General features: G+C 56.2%; 17 protein-coding genes. 4 read left to right on the forward strand and 13 right to left on the reverse strand.

Annotated features, from left to right (window positions below):
• Nucleotide 1: 1 nt before the first annotated feature.
• The 4 genes from H8K04_02035 to rfaE2 form a co-directional block, all read right to left on the reverse strand.
• Complete coding sequence (locus H8K04_02035; protein UVT16367.1) at nt 2-1,006, reverse strand: peptidyl-prolyl cis-trans isomerase; 1,005 nt, start codon at nt 1,004-1,006, stop codon at nt 2-4.
• A 72-nt stretch (nt 1,007-1,078) separates the two neighbouring features.
• Nucleotides 1,079-1,975 (reverse strand): peptidylprolyl isomerase, encoded by an 897-nt coding sequence (locus tag H8K04_02040; protein UVT16368.1) that lies wholly within the window; start codon nt 1,973-1,975, stop codon nt 1,079-1,081.
• 25 nt (nt 1,976-2,000) lie between these two features.
• Nucleotides 2,001-5,471, reverse strand: coding sequence for a transcription-repair coupling factor (gene mfd, locus H8K04_02045; GenBank protein ID UVT16369.1), 3,471 nt, complete (start codon nt 5,469-5,471; stop codon nt 2,001-2,003).
• A gap of 3 nt (nt 5,472-5,474) precedes the next feature.
• Nucleotides 5,475-5,957 (reverse strand): D-glycero-beta-D-manno-heptose 1-phosphate adenylyltransferase, encoded by a 483-nt coding sequence (rfaE2, locus tag H8K04_02050; GenBank protein ID UVT16370.1) that lies wholly within the window; start codon nt 5,955-5,957, stop codon nt 5,475-5,477.
• A 229-nt stretch (nt 5,958-6,186) separates the two neighbouring features.
• Between rfaE2 and H8K04_02055 the strand changes: the two genes are divergently transcribed.
• Nucleotides 6,187-9,354, forward strand: coding sequence for a response regulator (locus H8K04_02055; protein UVT16371.1), 3,168 nt, complete (start codon nt 6,187-6,189; stop codon nt 9,352-9,354).
• Between the two features lie 29 nt (nt 9,355-9,383).
• Here H8K04_02055 and H8K04_02060 read toward each other — a convergent pair whose 3' ends face one another.
• The 3 genes from H8K04_02060 to H8K04_02070 are packed head-to-tail and all read right to left on the reverse strand — an operon-like array spanning nt 9,384 to nt 11,624.
• On the reverse strand, nt 9,384-10,064 hold the full coding sequence (locus H8K04_02060) for a SprT-like domain-containing protein (GenBank protein UVT16372.1): 681 nt from the start codon (nt 10,062-10,064) through the stop codon (nt 9,384-9,386).
• A gap of 8 nt (nt 10,065-10,072) precedes the next feature.
• The gene (locus H8K04_02065) at nt 10,073-11,017 is read right to left on the reverse strand and encodes a hypothetical protein (protein ID UVT17833.1); all 945 of its coding nucleotides are present in this window, start codon (nt 11,015-11,017) and stop codon (nt 10,073-10,075) included.
• Nucleotides 11,018-11,045: 28 nt separating this feature from the next.
• A complete protein-coding gene (locus tag H8K04_02070; protein UVT16373.1) occupies nt 11,046-11,624 on the reverse strand; it encodes a D-sedoheptulose 7-phosphate isomerase in 579 nt (192 codons plus the stop codon).
• Nucleotides 11,625-11,735: 111 nt separating this feature from the next.
• On the opposite strand from H8K04_02070, the gene H8K04_02075 reads away from it, so the two are divergent.
• From H8K04_02075 to H8K04_02085, 3 genes are all read left to right on the forward strand, one after another.
• The gene (locus H8K04_02075; protein UVT16374.1) at nt 11,736-12,992 is read left to right on the forward strand and encodes a TIGR02710 family CRISPR-associated protein; all 1,257 of its coding nucleotides are present in this window, start codon (nt 11,736-11,738) and stop codon (nt 12,990-12,992) included.
• Nucleotides 12,993-13,056: 64 nt separating this feature from the next.
• On the forward strand, nt 13,057-13,470 hold the full coding sequence (locus tag H8K04_02080; GenBank protein ID UVT16375.1) for a YbgC/FadM family acyl-CoA thioesterase: 414 nt from the start codon (nt 13,057-13,059) through the stop codon (nt 13,468-13,470).
• Between the two features lie 138 nt (nt 13,471-13,608).
• Nucleotides 13,609-14,208, forward strand: a complete 600-nt coding sequence (locus H8K04_02085; GenBank protein UVT16376.1) for a protogloblin ApPgb — start codon at nt 13,609-13,611, stop codon at nt 14,206-14,208.
• A 344-nt stretch (nt 14,209-14,552) separates the two neighbouring features.
• Here H8K04_02085 and H8K04_02090 read toward each other — a convergent pair whose 3' ends face one another.
• From H8K04_02090 to H8K04_02115, 6 genes are all read right to left on the reverse strand, one after another.
• Nucleotides 14,553-16,004, reverse strand: coding sequence for an OmpA family protein (locus H8K04_02090; GenBank protein ID UVT16377.1), 1,452 nt, complete (start codon nt 16,002-16,004; stop codon nt 14,553-14,555).
• A 325-nt stretch (nt 16,005-16,329) separates the two neighbouring features.
• Nucleotides 16,330-16,518 (reverse strand): hypothetical protein, encoded by a 189-nt coding sequence (locus H8K04_02095; GenBank protein ID UVT16378.1) that lies wholly within the window; start codon nt 16,516-16,518, stop codon nt 16,330-16,332.
• A gap of 828 nt (nt 16,519-17,346) precedes the next feature.
• The gene (locus H8K04_02100; GenBank protein ID UVT16379.1) at nt 17,347-17,523 is read right to left on the reverse strand and encodes a hypothetical protein; all 177 of its coding nucleotides are present in this window, start codon (nt 17,521-17,523) and stop codon (nt 17,347-17,349) included.
• Nucleotides 17,524-17,618: 95 nt separating this feature from the next.
• Nucleotides 17,619-18,080: a hypothetical protein gene (locus tag H8K04_02105; protein UVT16380.1), complete on the reverse strand. Its 462-nt coding sequence runs from the start codon at nt 18,078-18,080 to the stop codon at nt 17,619-17,621.
• A 389-nt stretch (nt 18,081-18,469) separates the two neighbouring features.
• On the reverse strand, nt 18,470-20,719 hold the full coding sequence (locus tag H8K04_02110) for a hypothetical protein (protein ID UVT16381.1): 2,250 nt from the start codon (nt 20,717-20,719) through the stop codon (nt 18,470-18,472).
• Between the two features lie 119 nt (nt 20,720-20,838).
• A complete protein-coding gene (locus tag H8K04_02115) occupies nt 20,839-21,138 on the reverse strand; it encodes a hypothetical protein (protein ID UVT16382.1) in 300 nt (99 codons plus the stop codon).
• Between the last annotated feature and the right edge of the window lie 226 nt (nt 21,139-21,364).

A 21,364-nucleotide genomic window follows, 5' to 3' on the forward strand; every position in this document is an offset into this window, starting at 1 on the left:
CTTAAGGAATCGAGCTGACCGGCTGCGGCTGAGGTTTGTCGGCGGCTTGGTCAAACTTGATCTCGATGTAGGCTTTGTTCTTTAAATCGACCAGCCAGGATTGATACATGTCATCGCTCTTCTTCTGATAGACCAACGACTGAATTTCGCGCCATACATCCTCGTACTTACGAAACTCTTTGGGTTTCTTGTCATCCAGACGGATGATTTGGATTCCCTCGGGGCTCTCAATAATGTCGGAGATCCCCCCCGGCACCAAGTGGGCGATCGCCTGTTCAATCACCGGTAGGAGTTCTCCGTGCCGGACCAATCCGAGGCGTCCGCCTTGCAGGGCATTGGCGCCGTCGGAATACTGCATGGCGACATCTTCGAATTTCTCGCCGTGCTTCAGGTCGTCCATGGCGCGCCGGGCCTTGGTCAGGGCGTCCGCCAGTCCGTCGGCGGAACGCGGCCTGATGATGATCTGGCTTAGATGGTATTCCTGGGGATAGGCGAATCGCTCGCGATGTTCCTGGTAGTACCGCCTAATTTCAGAGTCTCCGACCATAATGTTGCCGCGAATGTGCTGGTCTATCACTTTCATGAGGATCAGCTGATCACGAACGTCCCGCACGTTCATCGAATTGGCGGTATCGAGAGTGCGGTTTTCATGCTTCACCTGCTCAAGGGCCTGCTTGAGTTCGAGATCGGACACCTCGATCTTTCTGGTCTTGGCTTCTTGCAGTTGGAGCCTCCGCTCGATCAGCTTCGTCAATGTCATGTATTCCGCTGTCTTCAATCGCTGGGCGAGATCGTTTCCACGGTGCTCGCGGGAAAGACGCTCCTTCTCCGTTCCGAACTCTCGCGTGACATCCGACAACATGATCAATTCGGAATTCACGATGGCCACGATGCGATCCTGCAAATGAGCGGCTGAATAGGCTGCAGGCCAGGTCGACACCACCAACAAGGCCAACGGCAATTTGAATCGGATCAGCCAATCTGATCGGAGCGAGGCGAGTTTCATGATCCTTTCACCCGGTAGTGCGTGTGCCGACAATTCTACATGAAAAAGATAGGTCTGTGGAATCGGGTCAGGCTAGCGTTTCCCGGTGTCCTCGGTGATATAGCGGGAAGCCTCGGCGAAGCGAACAGCGGCGTTGGTCCGGATATCGGCTATGACTTCATCGAACCGTTTGCGGCGCTTATCGGCCAGTAACTCTTGCCGAAGCCGTTCCTGCGTCGCCAGGTCGGCCTGGATAATTGTCTCGTCAAGAGGGCTCAGCATGACCAAATAATAGCCGTTCTCAGCCTTAATGGGCGCACTGACCATCCCCAGTTTGAGCGTATGGATGACGGAATCAACTTCGGAAGGCACCAGCCCCTTTCGGTACGGCCCGAGGTCGCCCCCTTTTGCTTTTGTCTTCTCATCGATCGAGTACCGCTGCGCGAACTTCGCAAAGCTTCCACCGCGATTGACCTGCGCCTCGAGGTCTCTGGCTGCATACACATTGGGCAGCAGCATCAGCGAGACGTTGGCTTTTAAAGGATCCAACAGCTCGCTTGCATGGCTCTCGTAGTAGGAGGCGAGTTCCCCCTGTGTGAGCTCGACCTTGGATTGGAGTTTGTCCTTCAAGAGCTCGTCAAGGATCAACTGTTCTTTATATCGCTGGGTTTTGTCCCGTATGGCATCGTTCTGATCAAGTCCGCGACGGCGGGCTTCCTGCATCAGCAGCTCTCGGGTGATGAGTTCATCCAGGAACCTTCGCTTGCCGCCTTCCTTTTCGTAGCGCGAACGCGTGGCCTGGGAGAGTTCGCCCCAGCGCAGGTCAAATTCGGTTTGAGTGATGGCTCGCCCATTGACCAGAGCGACAACCGGCTCTTCCTGCCGCTCCGCGCAGCCCGACAACACCGGACCCCACCCGGCCAATAGGCTAACAAGAAGGAAACACAGGCGATATGTGCTGCCGAGGATGGGGAACCGGAAAGGCATCATATATTGTGGCACATGCGGGTCTCGGTCATAAGGTAGTCGCATCCTTTTGGAGGGACTTGGTATCACAGAGATCGAGGCTTTGCAAGGTTGCGTTGAGTTCCAGGAAGAGTGACGGCCAGTCGTCATGGGTCATCTGGATTTCAAAGGAGAGAGGGGTCAGGAAGTGCAGCCGCTTTTTGAGCTGGTCCATCAAGCGGTGGACTGCGCGCTCCGGGATTGCGGCTTTCGGTTGGAAGACGATCTTTGCCGACCGGCCATGCACCTCAATGGCAGCCATGCGAAGACGTTTGGCATGAGTCCGAAGTTGCATCACTTCGAGAAGTCGTTCGATCGGTTCCGGAAGAGGGCCGTACCGGTCCTGAATTTCTCCGTGTAACAGGGCCAGCTCGCCGACTTGGCAACACGCTGTCAGTCGTTTATAGAGCGACAGACGCTGATGTGGATCGGCCACATACTGCTCGGGAATAAAGGCGGAAACCGGTAGCTGGAGGGTCGGGTCCGGCTCTTCCTCGACAGCCTGGCCCTTCAACCGCTGGACTGCTTGTTCCACCATTTGCATGTAGAGATCCAAGCCGATGGCGGCGATATGGCCGGATTGCTGTTTCCCCAGGAGATTGCCGGCTCCTCGAATCTCAAGGTCTGCCGCGGCGATTCGGAATCCCGATCCGAGTTCCGTGAACTGCTGAATCGCGATCAATCGTTTCTGAGCATCGCCCGTGAGCGTTCCTTCGTCGGGGATGAGGAAGTACGCATAGGCCTGCTCTCCGCCGCGCCCGACTCGTCCACGCAACTGGTATAGCTGTGCGAGGCCGAAGAGGTCGGCCCGATTGACGATGATGGTGTTCGCGTTCGGGACGTCGAGACCGGACTGGATGATGGCCGAGGCAATCAGGACGTCGGCTTCGCGCTTGACGAATCTCAGCATGACGGCCTCCAACGGCCTGCCGTCCATCTGGCCGTGCGCCATGACCATCCTGGCTTCGGGAACCAACTGGTGCAGCCACGCTCCGATCCGCTCCATGGTTTCGACCCGATTGTGGACGAAATAGACTTGTCCCCCCCGTCCGAGCTCACGCAGGATCGCGTCTCGCACCGCCTTGTCGCTGGATCGGATCACCTCCGTCTTGATCGCCAACCGCCCGGCGGGCGGGGTATCGATGATAGAGAGATCCCGAACACTCGACATGGCCATTTGAAGGGTGCGCGGAATGGGTGTGGCGGTCAACGTCAGCACATCCACCTGAGTGCGCAGTTGCTTCAGTCTCTCCTTATGCTTGACGCCGAACCACTGCTCCTCGTCAATGATGACCAAGCCGAGTTGCCGGAACGCCACGTCCTTCTGAAGAAGACGGTGCGTGCCGATCACGACATCGATGGTCCCGGCCGAGACTTCTTTGAGAATAGCTTTGGTTTCCTTGGGCGACTGAAACCGAGAAAGCAGTGCCACCCGCATGGGAAACGGTCCGAATCGTTCGGCGAAGTTCTCGTAGTGTTGGTGAGCCAGGAGGGTGGTCGGCACCAACACGGCCACTTGTCGGTCATGCTCCACGGCTTTGAAGGCGGCGCGCATGGCCACTTCCGTCTTCCCGTATCCGACGTCCCCGCAGACCAGGCGGTCCATCGGCTTTGTCGATTCCATGTCCCGACCGATGTCCTCGATGGCTTTCAGCTGATCCGATGTTTCTTCGTACTCAAAGGCCGCTTCGAATTCGTGATAGAGGGTTGTCGTCGAGCCGTACGCATTCCGTTTCACCAATTCGCGGTTTGCGTAGAGATCGATCAGTTCTTGAGCCATCTCTTCGATGTCCTTCTTCACCCGAGCGGTGGTTTTGGCCCAACTGGTTCCGCCAAGGCGATCCAGTCGAGGGACATGGCTTTCGGCTCCGCTGTAGCGTTGGATCTGATTCAAACGATCGAGCGGGACATAGAGCGTATCTCCGCCGAAAAACTCCAGAATCAGGAAGTCGCTCTCGAAATCCTGCACCAACAGGCGTTTCAGTCCGCGATACTTGGCGATCCCGTGCTGCACGTGCACGACGTAATCGCCCACGTTGAGGTCTTCTAAGGAAGAGAGGAAAGTTGCCGTTCGGCTCTTTGGCTGTGGTTTATGTCGGGCTCCCTTCGCGAACAGTTCCTCTTCGGTCAACAGCGCAAGCCGAAGATCTCCGGAGAGAAACCCGGTCGAGAGATCGCCGTGCAACACATAAAATGGGAATTTTCCGGTAACCGGACTTGACCAGATCGACGGTTTCCATGGATCAGCCGGCAAATCGTGCTCTCGGAAAAGCGCCAGCAATCGGTCGACCTGCCCGCGGCTCCGCGCCACCACCACGACACGATGCTCATTCCGCAGGCCTTCCAACAGACGAAGGGTTTGACTGAATGCGGCCCCCCGGACTCCGAGGCCTATGCTGCCGGGCAGTTGAGAGGAAAATGAAAACGTCGGATTCCACGTTGAATCCGGTGCCGTCAACGGTTCGAGCGCCAACATCGGCCAGCCCGCAATCCGTTGTTGGATATCGTGCCAGGTCAGAAACAGTCGCTCAGGTGAAGGATAGGGGGACGACACGTCACGATCGACATGGCGAAGATATCCATCGTCGATCTTTTCCCACGCCGTCTCACACGTCTTGTTCAGCATGGCCGGCTGATCGAGGGCCAGAAAAGGGAACCCGGTGAGATAGTCGAATAATGTGTCCATGGAGTCGTACAAGTCGGGGCTTCGCCACTCCGCGTCGGCCTGAATCGGCGCGATCGTATCCGGAGCGTCTGCGGGACGAATGAATTCCCGCGCCGGTAAGACCCAGGCGTCGGTCAGTTTTGTGATGGAGGTCTGGGTTGACGGGTCGAACAAACGAATGGATTCAACCTGATCGCCAAGAAATTCTACCCGAATGGGATTGGCATACGCGGTCGAAAAGATATCAACAATGCCGCCCCGGATGCTGAACTCTCCTGGAATTTCCACAACGGACACGCGTCGGTATCCCAGGCGCAGCAGATTGGTGGTGAGCAATTCCCGCTCAACGCTCGCCGCCGTCTCGAAACGAAAAATCGCCTGCTCGAATGTCGAGCGAGGGAGCAAACGGTGCATCGCGGCGGCGACGGAGGTGACGAGGAGGGTGGGCGGGGTGACCAGCAGCCGATGCAGCGTCGTCATCCGCCGCGCGATCAACCCGACGTGCGGCGCTGTTGCTTCATAGGGGAGCGTTTCCCATTCCGGGAACCAGGCCAGACCGTCGGTCGGACGGCCCATGAGTTCGTGGAAGAAGCACAGGTCATTGAAGATTCGTTCGGCAGATTCGTCGGTTGCCGTGAGAACGACCCATGGTCGGGGATGGCCGGACGCATGTGTACGAGGAGATTCAAGCAGCGTCAGAGCACAGGCCGCCGTAGACCCGTGTGTTCCAATCAGGCAGGGCCGAGCGCCGTCTTGGCCGAGCGCCGAATGAAGTGGAGCAAGCCAGGATGAGGAGTGGAGATTGTTCTCAGGCACGCATCACTTCGTGGTTGACCGGATGCGTTGAAGGAGTCCGGTTGTGGAAAGGCCGGAAACCAAAGGAATGGTTTTGACCACGCCTCCGCGCGCCTCGACGATCTCTCGGCCGACGATCTGGTCGATGGCCCAATCCCCGCCCTTCACGAGGACGTCCGGTTGGACGGCGGTGATGAGCTGGAGTGGGTCAGGTTCATCGAAGATCACGACAAAATCCACACAGCCCAAGGCCGCCACCACTTCAGCCCGTTGTGCCTGCGGCACGATCGGTCGATCGGGCGCCTTGTCCAACTTGCGGACAGACGCGTCACTGTTCACCGCGACGACCAGGAGATCGCCCAACGCCTTGGCTGCCTGCAGATAGCGCGTATGACCGATATGCATGAGGTCGAAGCAACCGTTCGTGAAGACGACCCGTTTCCCCTTTGCTCGTTCAGCGGAAAGTTCGGACAGGAGTTGATTGCGCGGAAAAACCTTCGCGACCATAGCCCCATCATACCGTGCCGTCAGTCACAGGGAAAGAGCGACAAACTTACCCATATTCCCTGCTGGGCCGCGCTTTATTTCTTCTCAGCGCTCTGTAAGTCCATGAAATTTCATCCTCAAGTCGTCACATAATGGACCGATACAGCACATAACGGACTCTAAGGCCTGGTGTCGGCGTGGGCCTGGACCGATAGGTGCGCCCGGAGCGTGAATGATGATGGAGGAGGGGGTGAGCGTTTTCTGGATCATTGCGGCGGCCAATGTGTTGGTCGTTGCTCCCTTGATTTTCTTGCTCATACAGACTTCTCGTCGCGCACGGGCAGGTTGGCTGCGCGCGGAAGCGGAGAGAATTCGCTTTCAGGAGAATGAACACAGGCTTCGGAGTGTCTTGGAAGCCGAACCGCAAGGGATTTTGGTGCTCGGGCTTGATTGCCGTGTGCTTCAGGTCAACCCGGCCGGGCGTGTCCTGTTCGATGCGGGCTTTACAGAAGAGATCGTCGGCAAAGACCTCCGAGACTGTATCCACGCGAATGATTGTGTGCGGATCGAAGAAATGCTGAAGGCGGCTCGAGAAGGCCGGGAAACCTGTGGAAAAGGTAGACTCATCGGGTTGTCGGGGCAATCCCGCTGGATCGAGATCACATCCGTCCCGCTTCCGGCCGAAGACGGCACCGTGCAATCGGTTCTGAGCGTGCTCCGGGATGTGACAGAGGAAAAGCGTAGCGATCGCCGTCAAGCCCTCCAGCATGCCGTGGCGAAAGTCCTTGCAGAAGCCTCTACGGTCGAGCAAGCGATTCCGGAGCTTCTCCGGGCGATTGCAGTCAGCTCGGACTGGCACGCCGGGCTGTTTTGGCGAGTTCAAGAAGACCGGCGCTCTCTTCGCTGTGTACAGGCTTGGTGTGGCAATGGAACCGACCTGTTGGATTTTGTCAGGCTGCGAAAACAGGAAACGTTCATGTCCGGGTCCGGTCTCCCTGGGCGTAGCTGGGCCCGCGGTGAGCCCCTGTGGGTGGAGGACATTGGAAAGGACGCCGGAGTCGCGCCCGGATCTCTTGAATCCACTCGTATGTTGCACGCGGCATGTGTGTTTCCCGTTTGGCTGAGAGCCCACGTCTACGGCGTCATGGAGTTCTTCGGCCAAGAAGCGCAGTCGCAGGATTGGGATCTCCTGAAAACATTGGGGACGATCGGAAGCCAGATCGGTCTTTTCATTGAGCGGGCCGAAGTGGAAGCGGCGCTCCATGAGAACGAAACCCGCACGCGGCTGATCATCGACACAGCGCTCGATGCCGTGATCACGATGGACCATGCCGGTCGAATCACGGAGTGGAACGCCCAGGCAGAGCAGATCTTCGGGTGGTCTGCGTTTGAAGTTCTTGGACGCGATTTCGGCGCCACCATCGTTGCGCCGTCCCATCGTCTGAGTTACCAGGAGTATGTTCGGCGTCTCCTTGAGCCTCAGGACATATCCATCGCAAACATGTTGATCGAGATGACCACCCTTCGACGTGACGGCCGTGAATTCCCCGCTGAAATTGCCATGACGCCGTTGCCGGTCGAGGGCTCCGTCATCTTCAGCGCATTCATTCGAGACATCACGAGCCGGAAGGAAGCAGAGCAAGCGCTGAAAGATTACGCCCAGCAGTTGGAGCACATCAATCAGCAGCTGGATGCCGCTTTGAGGGAAGCCAAAGCCGCCACCGAAGCGAAATCGTCTTTTTTGGCGACGATGAGTCACGAGATCCGCACCCCGATGAACGGGGTCATTGGGATGACGGGTCTCCTGCTCGATACGAAATTGACTGATGAACAGAGAGAATATGCTGAAACAGCTCGAACCTGCGGGGACCATCTGCTGACGATCATCAACGACATCCTGGATTTTTCCAAGATTGAAGCGGGAAAACTGGATTTGGAAGTGATTGAGTTCGACCTTCGCCTCGCCATCGACGAATCGTTGGACCTCGTTGCAGAACGAGCGTCATCCAAGGGGCTCAATTTGGCCTGTCTCTTTCACGCCGATGTGCCGCGCAATTTACTCGGTGACCCCGGGCGCTTACGGCAGGTCGTGATGAATTTGATGGCGAATGCGATCAAATTCACCGACAGCGGCGATGTTATCGTGGAAGTGACGGTTGAGGCTCAATCGATGGAGGATTCGACCATTCGTGTCGCAGTCACGGACACAGGCATCGGGATTTCCGGCGAAGCCCGCGAAAGGCTCTTTCGGTCGTTCAGTCAAGCCGATGGGTCCACCACGAGGAAGTACGGCGGGACCGGTCTCGGCCTGGCGATTTGCAAACGACTTGTTGAGATGATGGGTGGAACGATTGGCGCGACCAGCCGGGTTGGAGAAGGGAGTTGCTTCTGGTTTACGGTGAACCTGCGCAAACAGGCTGAGGGCTTCCACAGAGCTGACCCGCCCAATGCCGTGTTGGAGGGTCTCCGTGTCTTGATTGTGGACGACAAGGCCATCAATCGAAAGATTCTTGAGCTGATGACCAAATCATGGGGGATGGAGCCGACGCTTGCCCGTAGCGGCCCCGAGGCATTGGATGTGTTGAGCCGTCGACACGGACGGTCACGGTTTGATCTCGCGCTGTTGGATGTGGATATGGGATCGATGGAGGGAATCGAACTGGTGCGTGCGATAAAGACCCGGCCTGAAGGAGCTGAGATCCGGCTTGTGTTGCTCACCTCGCTGGGCCGGCGAGGTGACGCCAAGATCGCCAGGGAAGCTGGGTTGGCAGCCTACTTGACAAAGCCGATCCGTGAGCGGCAATTACACGATTGCCTTGCCGCAGTCATGACACAGCTCTCGGCATACGTGCCGACAACGAACGAACCGCTCCCTCTTATTACTCGGCACACACTTGCAGAAACCAATGCCAAAGCGGATCTTCGCATTCTCTTGGCCGAGGATAACATTATCAACCAGAAAGTTGCCGTTCGTCTCTTCCAGCGGTTGGGCTATCGAATCGACGTAGTGGCCAATGGGCGCGAAGCCATCGAAGCGCTCTCTCATGTTCACTATGACGTGGTCTTCATGGATTGCCAAATGCCGGAAATGGATGGTTTCGAAGCCACGAGGGAGATCAGGCAGCGTGAAGCGTCCAAAACTGTTTCGAGTTCCGGATTACGGGTTGCGGGTCCAAGGCAGGAGCATTCCCGTCTCCAACCAGAAACCGGCAACCAGAAACTAGAACCTTCCCATCACGTGCCGATCATTGCCATGACGGCGAATGCGATGCAGGGGGATCGCGAACGGTGTCTGGCGGCAGGAATGGATGACTATCTCTCAAAGCCCATTTCTGTCGACGCGTTGGCCGGGGCCCTGGACCGCGCGAATCGGGAGCGTTTACGCTCCCAGTCCCCCAAGAACCAAGAAGCCGCGTAATCCGCCTCCCTCTATCACGCTTTGGACGATCACGCTAATTTCAGCGTCAGTTGCTCCGGCGCATCGACGAGCCTGCCCGGTCGGGCGGATGGGTGCATGATGTCTGATACGCGAGCGAGGTAGGGGAGAAGCCGATTCTCGATCGATCTGGTTGGTGACATGAGCTCTTCCAAAGAGCCTCGACAGGCACCGCAGTGGTGATGCTTGGGCTGGATGGATTTTCGTTGCCGTCGATAGACCCGCCCGCAGTCTTTGCAGCGCCAGGCAAATCTCGAGAGCGCAAGGACTTCTTTCTCCAAGGAGTGATGGGTCGTGACGGCCACTTCGCCGGACCGGTTGATCTCCGTCATTTTTCGCAAGAATTCCAGTCCATGATCGGGCCGCCGCTTCAGCACATCGAACTGCCATTGATGGATCATCTCATGGACGAGGGTGTTCAGGAGTTCCTGTTCCGCGTACGGTGTCCGTTCGGCGAGCCGCTCGAACAAAGGAAGCGACAGGCGAATCTCTCGACGGCTGCGGTTGCCGGCGGGATATCCTGCTTTCGGCCCTCCACGGCTGGCGAACATGCCGACTGAGGAGGTGAGGCGCCGGCTCCAGCACATCGCAATCGGCGGCAATGAACCGGCAAAGTACCGTGCGTTCAGGCGCTGCCAATGAGCCTGCAGATCTTCGGAAGACAGGAGGATTGAAGCAGTCGTGGCCGCCATGGCCGGTCTCATCCCAATTGCTCCAGCACCGCCGCGGCCAGCAGCGGCAGCATGATTTCGTGGTGACCGGTCAGGGAATAGCCCTGGCCGCCCTTTTTCGTGGGACGTCGCACGACATTGGTCTGCGGACGGTAATGAGAGAGGAAATCCATATTCACCGTGGTGATGTTCGTAATCGGATGGCCGAGATTTCGCCCCAACGACAGTGTTTTTAGAAACACCTCGGGAAGTATCACGGCCGATCCGATATTCAGGTAGACTCCGCCTTCCATACCCGCAACAACGGCGGTCAGGCGCCTGAAGTCGAGAAGCGACGTGGCTCCGATGGCTGCTCCGTCCGCGGAGGGATGCATGTGGATGATATCGGTTCCGACTGCCACGTGCACCGTCACCGGAATACCGAGCCGGGCGCCTGTGGCTAAAATGCTGACGGCTCGATTCGGAAACTGATTGCTAGAATGATTCAGATAGCGCCCGATGGCTTCACCCAACCCGTGGCCATCCTTCGCCCCACGGGTGATCGCCTCATTCAGAATCCGTCCCGTCTCCTCCGCCATGCCGAACCGGCCATCGTCGATCTCGGCATCGACTTCTTCAGACGTGTGACCCATCAGAGCCAATTCGAAGTCGTGAATAATCCCTGCCCCGTTCATCGCCACTGCGGTGACGATGCCTCGCTCCATCAAATCCGTGATGACCGGGGCCAGCCCAACCTTGATCACATGGGCGCCGATCCCGACGATCACGGGACGGTGATTCCGATGCGCCTTCACGACGGCGTTCGCGACGGCCCGCAACGTCTTGACCGCTAAGATGTCCGGGAGGCGCGAGTAGAATGTCGCGAACGATCCTCCGCGTTTCCACGGTGTGGCGAAGTCCGAAAGCCGTACCTTGCTGTGCCGTTTCTTCAACGGATAGGTCTTGAGATCCGACGCATTGATCGGAGGGATCAAGGCGGGAGGACGAGTCGGGGAAGTCCGATCAGGACGCTTTCCCAAGGAGATGATCCTCTACCAGTTCGCACAAGACATGGCCGAGTGTGATGTGGCTTTCTTGAATTCGGGAGGTGACCGTGGATGGCACGACAAAGGGATAGTCGACGAGGCCGGCCAGTTGGCTGCCTGTCGCTCCGGTCCACGCCACCGTGGTCAAACCACATTCGCGGGCGGCGGCGATCCCCTTCAGCACGTTCGGAGAATTCCCGCTGGTGCTGATGCCGATCGCGATGTCGCCTGGTCGGCCATGCGCCCGCACCTGGCGGGCAAACAGTTCTTCATAGCCGTAGTCGTTCGCGATGCAAGTAATGGCGGCAATGTCCGTCGCCAGCGCGATCGCAGGCAGCGGTACCCGGTCGCGTTTGTACCGTCCGACAAATTCCGCCGCGATATGGGCGGCGTCCGTTGAACTCCCTCCGTTACCGAAGAGCAGAACCTTGTTGCCGTTCCGGAAGGCCTGCGCGATGAGCGTGGCGACCTCCACGATTCGGTCGGCATGTTCGCGCGCAAACTGCTGCTTGACGTTCGCACTGTCGGCAAAGGCCGTCAAAACAAGTGTTTGCATGGTCGGATTCTAGGGAAGGGAGTCTATGCTGTCAAGGTTGGGAGCTATCTTCAGAAGATCTTGCTGCGTCAAATTGAACGCAGGTTAGGCCGATGGTATAGTCGTCGCGCGATGGCAAAAGATCAACCCATCAAGGCTCTCGTAATCGCATTGGTCGAGGACGCGATGTCGGCGGTCTATTCGATCAACCGACTCACGCCGGAGGCCTTGTGTTTTGTGTTGCCGGAAGCGAGTAAGGCCTTGGTGGAGTCTGACGTACAACCGAAGATCCAGCAGATGCCGAAACGGTGGGATTGGATTGTGATGGGGGAAACCGCTGAGTTCCCGGCCTCCTATCAGACGCTTGCGCGGACGTTGCCTGAACTGCTGCGGACGTGGGAGGTACAGCCTGGTGAGTTGGTGGTGGACTTGACTGGGGCGACACCGGCGATGGCGGGAGCGCTCACTGTGGTGGCGCTGCCGTGGACTTCTCGGCTGGTCGAACTGAGCCCGGCTCGCGAAGGACTGGATGGCGATCGCATTGAGTTGGGCACGAAGACCCTCGTCTGGACGCAGAGTAATCCGTGGGATGAGCACGCGACGGTCTCACGACGTGAAGGATGTGAGCTATTCAACCGGGGACTCTTCCACGCTGCCGCCAAGTTCTTTCATGATGTGGAACTGCGGGTCAGTGGTGGGCAGAAGCCGCTGTATCGAGCGTTGACGGATTTAGCTGACGGCTATGAATTGTGGGAGCGGTTTCACTATCGTCAGGCTTGGGACAAATTGAAAACTGCGACGAAGGCTTTAGAAATGGCTTCACTCTGGGGGGGGCCGCCTGGCTTGAAGTCGGTCGTGCCTCCCATCAAGGCTAATGCCGGCTTCCTTGAAAAGATCGTCCTCGATTCCGCTGAGGTCAAAGAATTCGTGCCGTTGGATCTCTTGGCGCATGCAGGCAGAAGGCTCCTTGCCGGACGCGATCCCGAAGCGGCCATGGTCGCACTCGTCCGTGCTCTGGAGGCATTTGCCCAGGTCCGACTCCACAAAGCGCACAAGATGAAGAGCTGGGATGTGTCGCCCGAGCAACTCCCGCAGGCGCTTCAGGAAATGTGTCGCACCTGTTATCTCGAAGACATCGACGGCAAGTACAAGCTGCCGCTGCAGGCACAGTTTCGTGTGCTGGCCGGGTTGGGTGATCAACTGGGACAAACCTTCCTCAGGGAATGGCAGAAGATGAAACCCCTGCTTGATGCAGCGAACCATGCCGTGTTGGGTCATGGCTTCGAGCCCATCAAATCGGAACGAGTGCAGCAGTTGTACGATGTGATCGTCCGACTCACCGGGGTTGCAGAGTCGTCGTTACCGAAGTTTCCGGTCCTGAGTCTTTAAAAGCTTCATAGGTTGTCCATCCCTATTGGCCCAATTGGCAATCAGCTCTCGGCCATCTGCTCCCATGGAGATTAAGATCTACTACGAAGACACCGACTGCGGCGGGGTGGTCTATTACGCGAATTATCTGAAATATTTTGAGCGCGCCCGTACCGAGTATCTTGAAGCGCGAGGGTATTCGGTTGCGGCATTGATGAAACAGAGCATTCTCTTCGTGGTGGTGCACGCCGAAGTGGCGTATTGCTCGCCGGGTCGATACGGAGAAACGTTGGTCGTCGAAACGGAAGTGGGCGATGTGACCCGGGCTGCGTTGACCTTTTCGCATGTCGTGTGTGAGAAGGCGAGCGGCCGCGTGGTTGTGAAAGGCTCGGCCCGGTTGGCGGCGACGGACGGGAACGGAAAAATCAAACGTCTGGACAGAACCATGGTCGCTGCGCTTCAGTCGGCGATCCATCCTTCATCCACGGCCAGATCCTAACGCGAAAACAGCGCGTGGAACTCCCGCATTCGGCAAGTGCCGCCGCCGATCGCGTATCCACAACAACGCCTCGTAGCTTTGTGCCTTGACTTGAAACTACCTACTACGTACATTCGAAAAAAAGAAAGGAGTCGTGTAATGAGTCACCAGACAACTATTCCCGGTTACACGTACGGCACCCCCGCGGTTGCAACGTCCCCTGTGACAGTTGCCGATTTCGAGTTGATGAAAAAGAGCGCCTTGTTCGGCGACGAGGATGTGAAGTATTTGCGTCTGTCGCTCGACGTGGTAAAGGATCAAGTCGAGGCGATCCTCGACGTCTGGTATGGGTTCGTCGGATCCCAGCCCCATCTGCTCAAGTCCTTCTTGGGCAAGGGCGACGGCAAGCCGCTCGGTGATTATCTAGGCGGCGTGCGCAAGCGGTTCGGCCAATGGATTCTCGACACGGCCCGTGCGGAATACGACCAGAAATGGCTCGATTATCAGCACGAGATCGGCTTGCGGCATCATCGCACCAAGAAGAACCGTACGGACAATGCGGCCGCATCGGCTGAAGTCGTCCCGTTTCGCGATCTCTTCGCGCTCATCTTTCCGGTGACCTTTACGCTCAAACCGTTTCTTGCCAAGAAAGGTCACTCCGCTGAGGACGTTGAGAAGATGTATGCTGCATGGGTGAAATCCTGCCTGCTTCAGGTGACGCTGTGGAGCCATCCCTACGTGAAAGCCGGAGATTTCTAACGAAACACAGGTAGAGTCCGGGGATATTCTGGTCCTCACCGGAGCGGACTTCGGTGAGGTTCATGATGTTCCCGGCTCATCCATCGCAGTTCGCGTGCGAGTCGATCCCGCTCAATCCCAGACTTGAGGCCCTCAGCATCCCTCCTGAGCTTCATCACGGAGTTTGCCCGGATGGGGGGAGCTCATGCCGCAGACGTCAGACTATGCCGGTGCTACGAAATTGAGGATGACCGTTTGCTGCCTCGCGCCTAGCAGATAGATCGGCGCGGATCATGGATGATGGGTACTCTAGAGCGTGGCGATCAGGTCACCCGACAGGGCCGTGTGAAGTCTCCTCTGTCGCGTCAACGATTCACCACACGTTGAGTGACTCCCTTGTGGTGGCGGGAAGCCACTCGGGATTTCTTGCCGACGTGTTTGTCTTTCTCGCCCGACAAGATACTGGGTTCTGACCACTGAGTGACGATGATCTCCACCCGTCTGTTTTTACTCCGACCTTTATCGGTATCGTTGGTCGCGATGGGTCTGGTGGCCGCGTATCCGACCGATTTGACTCGATCGGCTTCGACCCCGCTGCCGATCAAAGCCTGACCGGCGTGTTCCGCTCGTGCCTGGGAGAGTTCGATATTGTCTCGAAACGTTCTGCGAGGGTCGCTTCGGACGGGCTTGCTGTCGGTATGTCCGGCCACTTCGATGCTCTGGTAACGGAAATCATGCAAGATCGCCCCGATCCGTTCGAGCAACGAGGTGCCTCCCGGGGTCATCGTCACTTCGCCTGAACCGAATAACTCGCCGGTCGCCAACGCCAAGGTCAGTTTATTGCCCCGCTGTCGTAAGCCCACACGACCTTTCTTCAGTTCATCCTGGAGTGCGCTGCTGAGACTTTCACTGACCTTGATGAGATCACTTCCTATGGCTTTCGCATCCTCCGGACGAACTGGGTGGGGATCTTGAGCAGGGGCCGCGTCGCCTTGCTTCGCAGAATTACGCTCCATCTCTGCGAGCAATTGCTTCGCCTGCGCGAGTTCTGCATTTCTCGCCGTGAGCTGTGGGTCAAGGTCAGCCAGCTTTTGCGTGACTTGACTGAGGTTGTCCTTGACCCGTGCCAGATCCTGCTCTTTTCCTGCAAGTTGTTGTTCTAACTCAACCACTCTGTTCTTGGCTTGCGTGAACTCTTCCGTCTGTGCGGACATATCCCCGTTGAGTGTGGAATTGTCGTCGGAAGTTGATCGTGGGACTGTGGTCTCTCTCTTTTCTGCATCGAGCTGACGCTCGAGTTCGCCGATTCGGCGTTTTGCATTCTCGAGACTGCTGACCGCAAGTTGTCGCTCGAGATCGTCGATGCGTTGTTTCGCTTGCTGCAGGTCGCTTTTCGTCATGCTCAGCTCTTGGGACGGCTGCTTGTGCGAATCTTCTCGGTCACGCAGTGCTTTGATCTCCTGCTCTTTTTGGGCAAGCTGTGTCTCCAAAACACCGGCGCGTTGTTTTTCGACATTCAGGAGATCATTGGTCGCTCCTGCCTTCTCCCGCAGTAGAGACAGTTCTTTCTCTTTCGCTGAGAGCTGTTGCTGAAGCTTGTCCAACGACGGCTCCTTCTCTGCTTGGCCTTTCGAGGTTTGGGGCGGGAACGAATACTTATTCTGGGGGAAATGGTCGTCGTGGACCTTGTAGAGAGGCGTTGCGATCAGACTCCATGTCGAGGTGCCACTTGTCGCCTGAAAGCCGGCTGCGATGCTCGGAACGTGTCCGTTGATCGGCGTGAAGGTCGATGCCAGGGCCAACGCAAGTAACTTCATGGCTGTATCTCACTTCCTTGGATAATAACGTACAGTGATCGCAAGATAGAGTGGGAGGATCTCCGTCGGATCTCAGGGCTCCAGAACGCTATTCAGGAGAAATCCGCACTGCAACAACCGTTGAAGAGTCAGAGTTCTACCATGAAAAACGTCGATGCGCCTCTTCATCAGTGAGACAGCGAACGAAAACATTCGCCCTATCCTATTCCCTTCCAGAATCACTTTTCAATCAAGGTCTTCGCGCGTTCCGGGAGCGCGTCATTTCGGCTTTGTTCGGTTTAATCAAGCGGGATAACGGTGGGCAACGGTCGGCGTTTGGTCCGTATCACTCAACAGGGTAGAAAGGATCCTTGCCAAAAATCCGCTTGTCCCGTTCAATTCCACTTGCCGAACATTTATAGCCTTCATGATTCAAAATTGGGAAGAAAAAGGAGACCCAATTGGTGTGTACTTCCACATCCTCGGGATTCAACCGCAGGTTCCTCTGGCGCGCTTCCAGTTTCAGATTGAGCAAACAGCCATCCTGTGAGTACCCGGTTGCGGTGATCCTTGCGGATGGATCTCCTACCGGTTGCTTCGTCTGTGACGCGCAGGCGACGAGGAATAGCGATGAGACAATGCCAAGTGCCATAAGACGAAATGTTTTCACCGTTACCTCAAGCGATCGTTCATGTGACTACCGGCTGATGGCTATGATGGACCTCAAGGGGCAAGGTCTGGGGAGATTGGTGGGGTTGGGAGCCTGCCAAACTTTCCCATTTAAAAACAGCTTCCCTCGTCTGAGCTGCGGCGCACCCTCACATCTGCCCGACTACTTCCGTGAGGGGACGTGTTCGGAGCTCATGAAAGTTGTGAGATTGTCGGAGAAACACAAGGAATGTGTCAAGAAACGAGAAGAAAATCTCCGGAACGGTTGATCCTCACGGTTCCTGGGCAAGCTGTGATTGCCACGAAATTTAGTCCCCACCTTCTGTGGATAACCGTGTGAATAACTCACACGGGATACAAAAGCGTGCCCCAATGGCGTATTTATTTATCAAACTGCCTATTATTTAGGCGTCTGTACCAGAACAGTTGAGGCACAACTAATAGTGGTCCAAGGGTTCCTTCTAAACGTTTTCACCGCATTCCTAGCAATCTGTGCTTGGTGCCGAAAAGTTGACCGTAACAGAGTCGTTATCAGTGCAACTATTTGGATCGCTATCCACAGCCTCCTGAATTTTCTGGGGATCACAGCCTAATCCATAGGCCAGGAGCGATGTTTGGCATCTGTCAAGGGCTGGTTAAAAAAAGAAGGCACCCTGGTAGTGAAGAAGATAGGGCCAAATGGCTGCGAGAAGAGCTACTTTTTCCTATACACATTGAGCCCGACTTTCTCTTGCCGATTCGGAACTGTCACATTTCCTTCCGTCGAAGCGATGATAATCGTTTTGCCGGTTGAGGACGGACCGAATTCCTTCGAGAGATCCACCCTGATCGTCAACATAGATCCCTCAACGCTCATCTCGACATTCTTCATGCTCACACCCTTTCAGTACTAGGATTATGCCATCTCGCCGTATTTCCCATTCACCTCAACCGTGAAAGAGTATCTCAGTCGTCGGATCGAGCAAATTAACGGGCGAAAGGTTTGCTGGAAAGTTGCTTCGCGACTTCAGCCAGGTGGCTGTGTGCAACAGCGCCCTGGAAGCTGAAAGTCAGCACGAACCCGGAACATTGTGTGTACCCTGTCCCACCCGGACCGGTCCCGTTCCGAAAATCTCCGGTCACCAGGTCACCTTCCGTGCAGACTGGGAACGCCGTTTTTTTGAACACCGGGTTCTTCAGAATCGTCTCCATCGTCTCTTTCATCATAGCCACCGTTTCGGGTTGCTGATCGATGTGCACATACACCGACAACGTCTGCGCGTTTGGCCACTGCCATGCGCAGCCCTCACCGGTACCCATCCTGGCCTGGATGGATACGAGCGAGGGAGATGACAGCAGACTACAGACTTGAGCGGCCAGAGGACTTGCCGCGTGGGTAGATGGTGCCATGAGGAATGCGCCGATGACGATGAGATAGAGAACGGACATAGGTGTGGAATTGTATTCATTGCCGGCTGCTTGTTCAATAGTCTGTCCATCGATGCAGCCCCATGCGTTTTTCAGGGCTGAACCGGTTGCAGAGGATACGAATGCTGCTCACGCTATCTGACGTATTAGTTGCGCGGCCGGCACTCCATCGCGAAATAGACATCGACGGATGTGACTGACGTCTGATTAGGACCCCGTACGCATGTCCATGCGGTGTTGCGGGGTTGGTAGGGTTGCTTCGCACACCCAGGTATACAGTTCAACCCCAGAAAAAATCCAGGCATGTAAGTTCTTCCATGTGTGGGCAACTTCTCCTTGCCTCAATTGAGGTTGCAGGGCCGGCTGCGTGTTCGCGCCAGCCCTGCGTGTGGAGCGTTAGGCTTCGACTCCTAAGAAGAATGCACGTGTTCCTTAAGTTCCGAGAGGGTTTCCTTGACCACCCTTAGGATGCGGTCAACGTCGCTGCTTTTCTCTCTCTTGGATTCCCGCCTGCTGTCCTTTGCGTCCTTGTTGGGTACGGCACCGCGGCCTTCCAAGAAGCGGCTGAATCGCCCCAGGTAATGCTCATAGTCGGTCCTCCCCAGGGTTGAAATGGCGCGGTCTTTCTTATCGAGCAACGCGTCCGAGTAAAGCTGTTTTGCTTCCTCAAGCTTTGCCGGCGTCATGAGAATACGGCCACCAGCGTCCTTGGCGGATAGGATCGGTCCCGTCCGATCTCCCAAATCCAGGGCTTTATACTCTTGAGCGAGCGGGGCAGCCAGTGCAATCCGCGCATGCGTTGAGACGGCACGGTCGCTGAGTCGATCACAGACTTCGCGCAATGTATCGTTTCCGCTTCGGAGGGCCTGACTACCGTCAAAGTTGAGAATCCGCCCGACAACTTCTGAAAAGAAGTCTTGTGACAGGAATTCTTCGTCATAGCCACGGGGAGGTGCAACGCGAATGGTCAACGGGTCAGACACAATATCCTCCGTCTCCATATGAAGGGCGATCTGAATGGTGTAATAGCCGGGTTCGGCGATGTCCCACCCATTTCTTCCGACGGAGACAAAAAGTGAATCCGTCATGAAGTCTCCAGGCATCAAAGCGCGAGCTTGCTGGTCGTAGCAGTACGATGCGAAGGGGATGTACTGCCGGGCTTCCTTGCCCCGCTTTTTGATGATAACCGTCATGTGGTCGGTCATGGAGAGTAATTCTTTCTCAATGACAACGGGGCGTGATGAGATATTGGTGAGTTTCAACTCCAGCACGACAGGCTCAAGGAATTGGTACATCGCGGTCGCCCGATCCACGCGAAGGTTGAGTTTCAGAGCAGGTTCTGGAGAGCGATTTGCTTGTTCAAATCCGTGGTGATCGAACCAATTAGCATTTCCCATCTGGACAAACCGCTCAGGCGCATGCCGCATGAACAGCAACTCGTTGTCACTGAACTGATAGGCGAAATCAGCAAAGAATGCGGTTTGTCCTCCGGATACATTGTATGGATAATTCATGAAGCTGCGGGCTTCCGGTTCATTCAACAAAGGAATCCACGGGGTGCCCCAATCTGGGGGATGGGATTTCTGCCAGGAGTGGGCGAGATTGAAAGCGTGCCCCATTTCGTGGCACGCGGTCCAGAATCGCATCCGTTGGATCCAGGCCGCTGGAGCCGCGTCGCCGGCAGGTGGCGTCGAGATGAAGGAATCGTTGAACATGGCCGTTCCCTGCCGATGGTTCGGGCCGATGTCATCGAACATGATGCCCCCAAGGCTCGTCCCCTGCTCGTGCTGCGAGGCGAACAATACCCAGAGCGACCACTGAGCCTTGGCTGAAAAGCGCGACCAGTAGACCTGCATTGCATCGTGCATTTCATTGTCACTCCATTGTGCATTCGAACCGGCTCCAGCGATGGGTACGATTGAATCTCCTGATCTCTTGACGTCGAATCCGGCCCGTCGGTACACGGTTTCGATCGACAAGGTTTCATTCGGCAGCGTGGCCGGCCGATTTGGATGGGCATGGGTGTTGATGCTCGTTGTTGCGGTCACTCCAGTGGCAGAGTCGAACTCGAACTCAACTCGTCGGAAGTAGGGCGATTTGTACTTGAAGATTCTGGTACGAACGGCCGTTCCTCCGCCGTAGAAGCGAACAGTTGCAGTTTTGGCAGTCGGGAGAAGACTTCCGCTGGCACTAATATCCACCGTTGTGTAAGGAAATAGTGTGGACACATCGCCGTCCTTGTACCAGATGGATCCGGACCATGCGCCCGTCCCTGTTGCAGTCAATTTCGCGATCCAATGCACCCGTTTGGCCAACGAACCAGAAATTGTTCCGCTGGCCGTCATCTGCGGGTATCTCCCATCCACATCGAGACGCAACTCTTCGCGCCTGAAGATCTTGGAAGATAATGCATCGACTTCGTGGCTCAATCCGGCAGGAAATTGGTCGTCGGACGATGGCTGCGGTATCGGAATGGGACTCACCGGAATCGGCGTGGGAATGGGGATCGGCGGGAACTTGATTTGTGGCGCGGTATAGAGGCCGCTGACTCTCAATCGTGGCGGCCAAGGAAAGATCGGCAAAAGTGGAGTATCGGCAGTGGGTGCCGCCTCCGCCGACACTGCGTCGTCATCTTCATAGAACTGTTCATGTTCATTCATGGGAATCTCCTTTCCGCTAGAATGATGCGTGGGTCTGCAGCTATCGGGAAACACACTCTGTCACTGAAGTCTCCGTTTCAGTTGTCTGGTCATCAGGTCGACAAACATTCACGTGAGGGCTACAGATAGCCAAACGGTTCAAATGAGATCCGATGCTCGACCCGGCCTTCGGCCGTCATAGAAATACCGAGATAGGTCGGTTGGACGATATCGAGATTAAGCATCTGAGAAATCTGTTTGTTTGAAAGGTTGATTTCAATGGTGACGTGAGGCGTCCGCACATCAGTTTCCATGGCATCAGCGAAACCTGTCTGTAGGCGCGTGGTTACACCCTCTTTTTTGTATACTTCTTTCCCATTGACACGGATCTCAAGCGCATCCTGTTTGAATCCTTCTTGCAGGGCTATATGGAGGAACACACTCACTCCCGATATGTTTTCACGTTAAGGAAGCTCGATCTAGTTCAAGTACGGTGATGTCGCGTCACGGCGCGTGTACAAGCAATCAGCCATAGCATTTCTTGCGCCACGTGTGTTGCCACATAGAAAGCGAGGCATTTCAATAGCCTGAACGATGTGCTTCGAAGTTGGACAGTATGCGCCTGTATCTGAATTGATTCCACCATGAATCGGAATAGGTACAGAG

This window comes from Nitrospira sp., from assembly GCA_024760525.1.
GTDB lineage: Bacteria > Nitrospirota > Nitrospiria > Nitrospirales > Nitrospiraceae > Nitrospira_D.

Coding starts and splice junctions, on each gene's coding strand:
- H8K04_02035 (UVT16367.1), bottom strand. CDS start 1,006: ATGAAACTCGCCTCGCTCCGATCAGATTGGCTGATCCGATTCAAATTG.
- H8K04_02040 (UVT16368.1), bottom strand. CDS start 1,975: ATGATGCCTTTCCGGTTCCCCATCCTCGGCAGCACATATCGCCTGTGT.
- rfaE2 (UVT16370.1), bottom strand. CDS start 5,957: ATGGTCGCGAAGGTTTTTCCGCGCAATCAACTCCTGTCCGAACTTTCC.
- H8K04_02060 (UVT16372.1), bottom strand. CDS start 10,064: ATGGCGGCCACGACTGCTTCAATCCTCCTGTCTTCCGAAGATCTGCAG.
- H8K04_02070 (UVT16373.1), bottom strand. CDS start 11,624: ATGCAAACACTTGTTTTGACGGCCTTTGCCGACAGTGCGAACGTCAAG.
- H8K04_02075 (UVT16374.1), top strand. CDS start 11,736: ATGGCAAAAGATCAACCCATCAAGGCTCTCGTAATCGCATTGGTCGAG.
- H8K04_02080 (UVT16375.1), top strand. CDS start 13,057: ATGGAGATTAAGATCTACTACGAAGACACCGACTGCGGCGGGGTGGTC.
- H8K04_02085 (UVT16376.1), top strand. CDS start 13,609: ATGAGTCACCAGACAACTATTCCCGGTTACACGTACGGCACCCCCGCG.
- H8K04_02090 (UVT16377.1), bottom strand. CDS start 16,004: ATGAAGTTACTTGCGTTGGCCCTGGCATCGACCTTCACGCCGATCAAC.
- H8K04_02100 (UVT16379.1), bottom strand. CDS start 17,523: ATGAAGAATGTCGAGATGAGCGTTGAGGGATCTATGTTGACGATCAGG.
- H8K04_02105 (UVT16380.1), bottom strand. CDS start 18,080: ATGTCCGTTCTCTATCTCATCGTCATCGGCGCATTCCTCATGGCACCA.
- H8K04_02110 (UVT16381.1), bottom strand. CDS start 20,719: ATGAATGAACATGAACAGTTCTATGAAGATGACGACGCAGTGTCGGCG.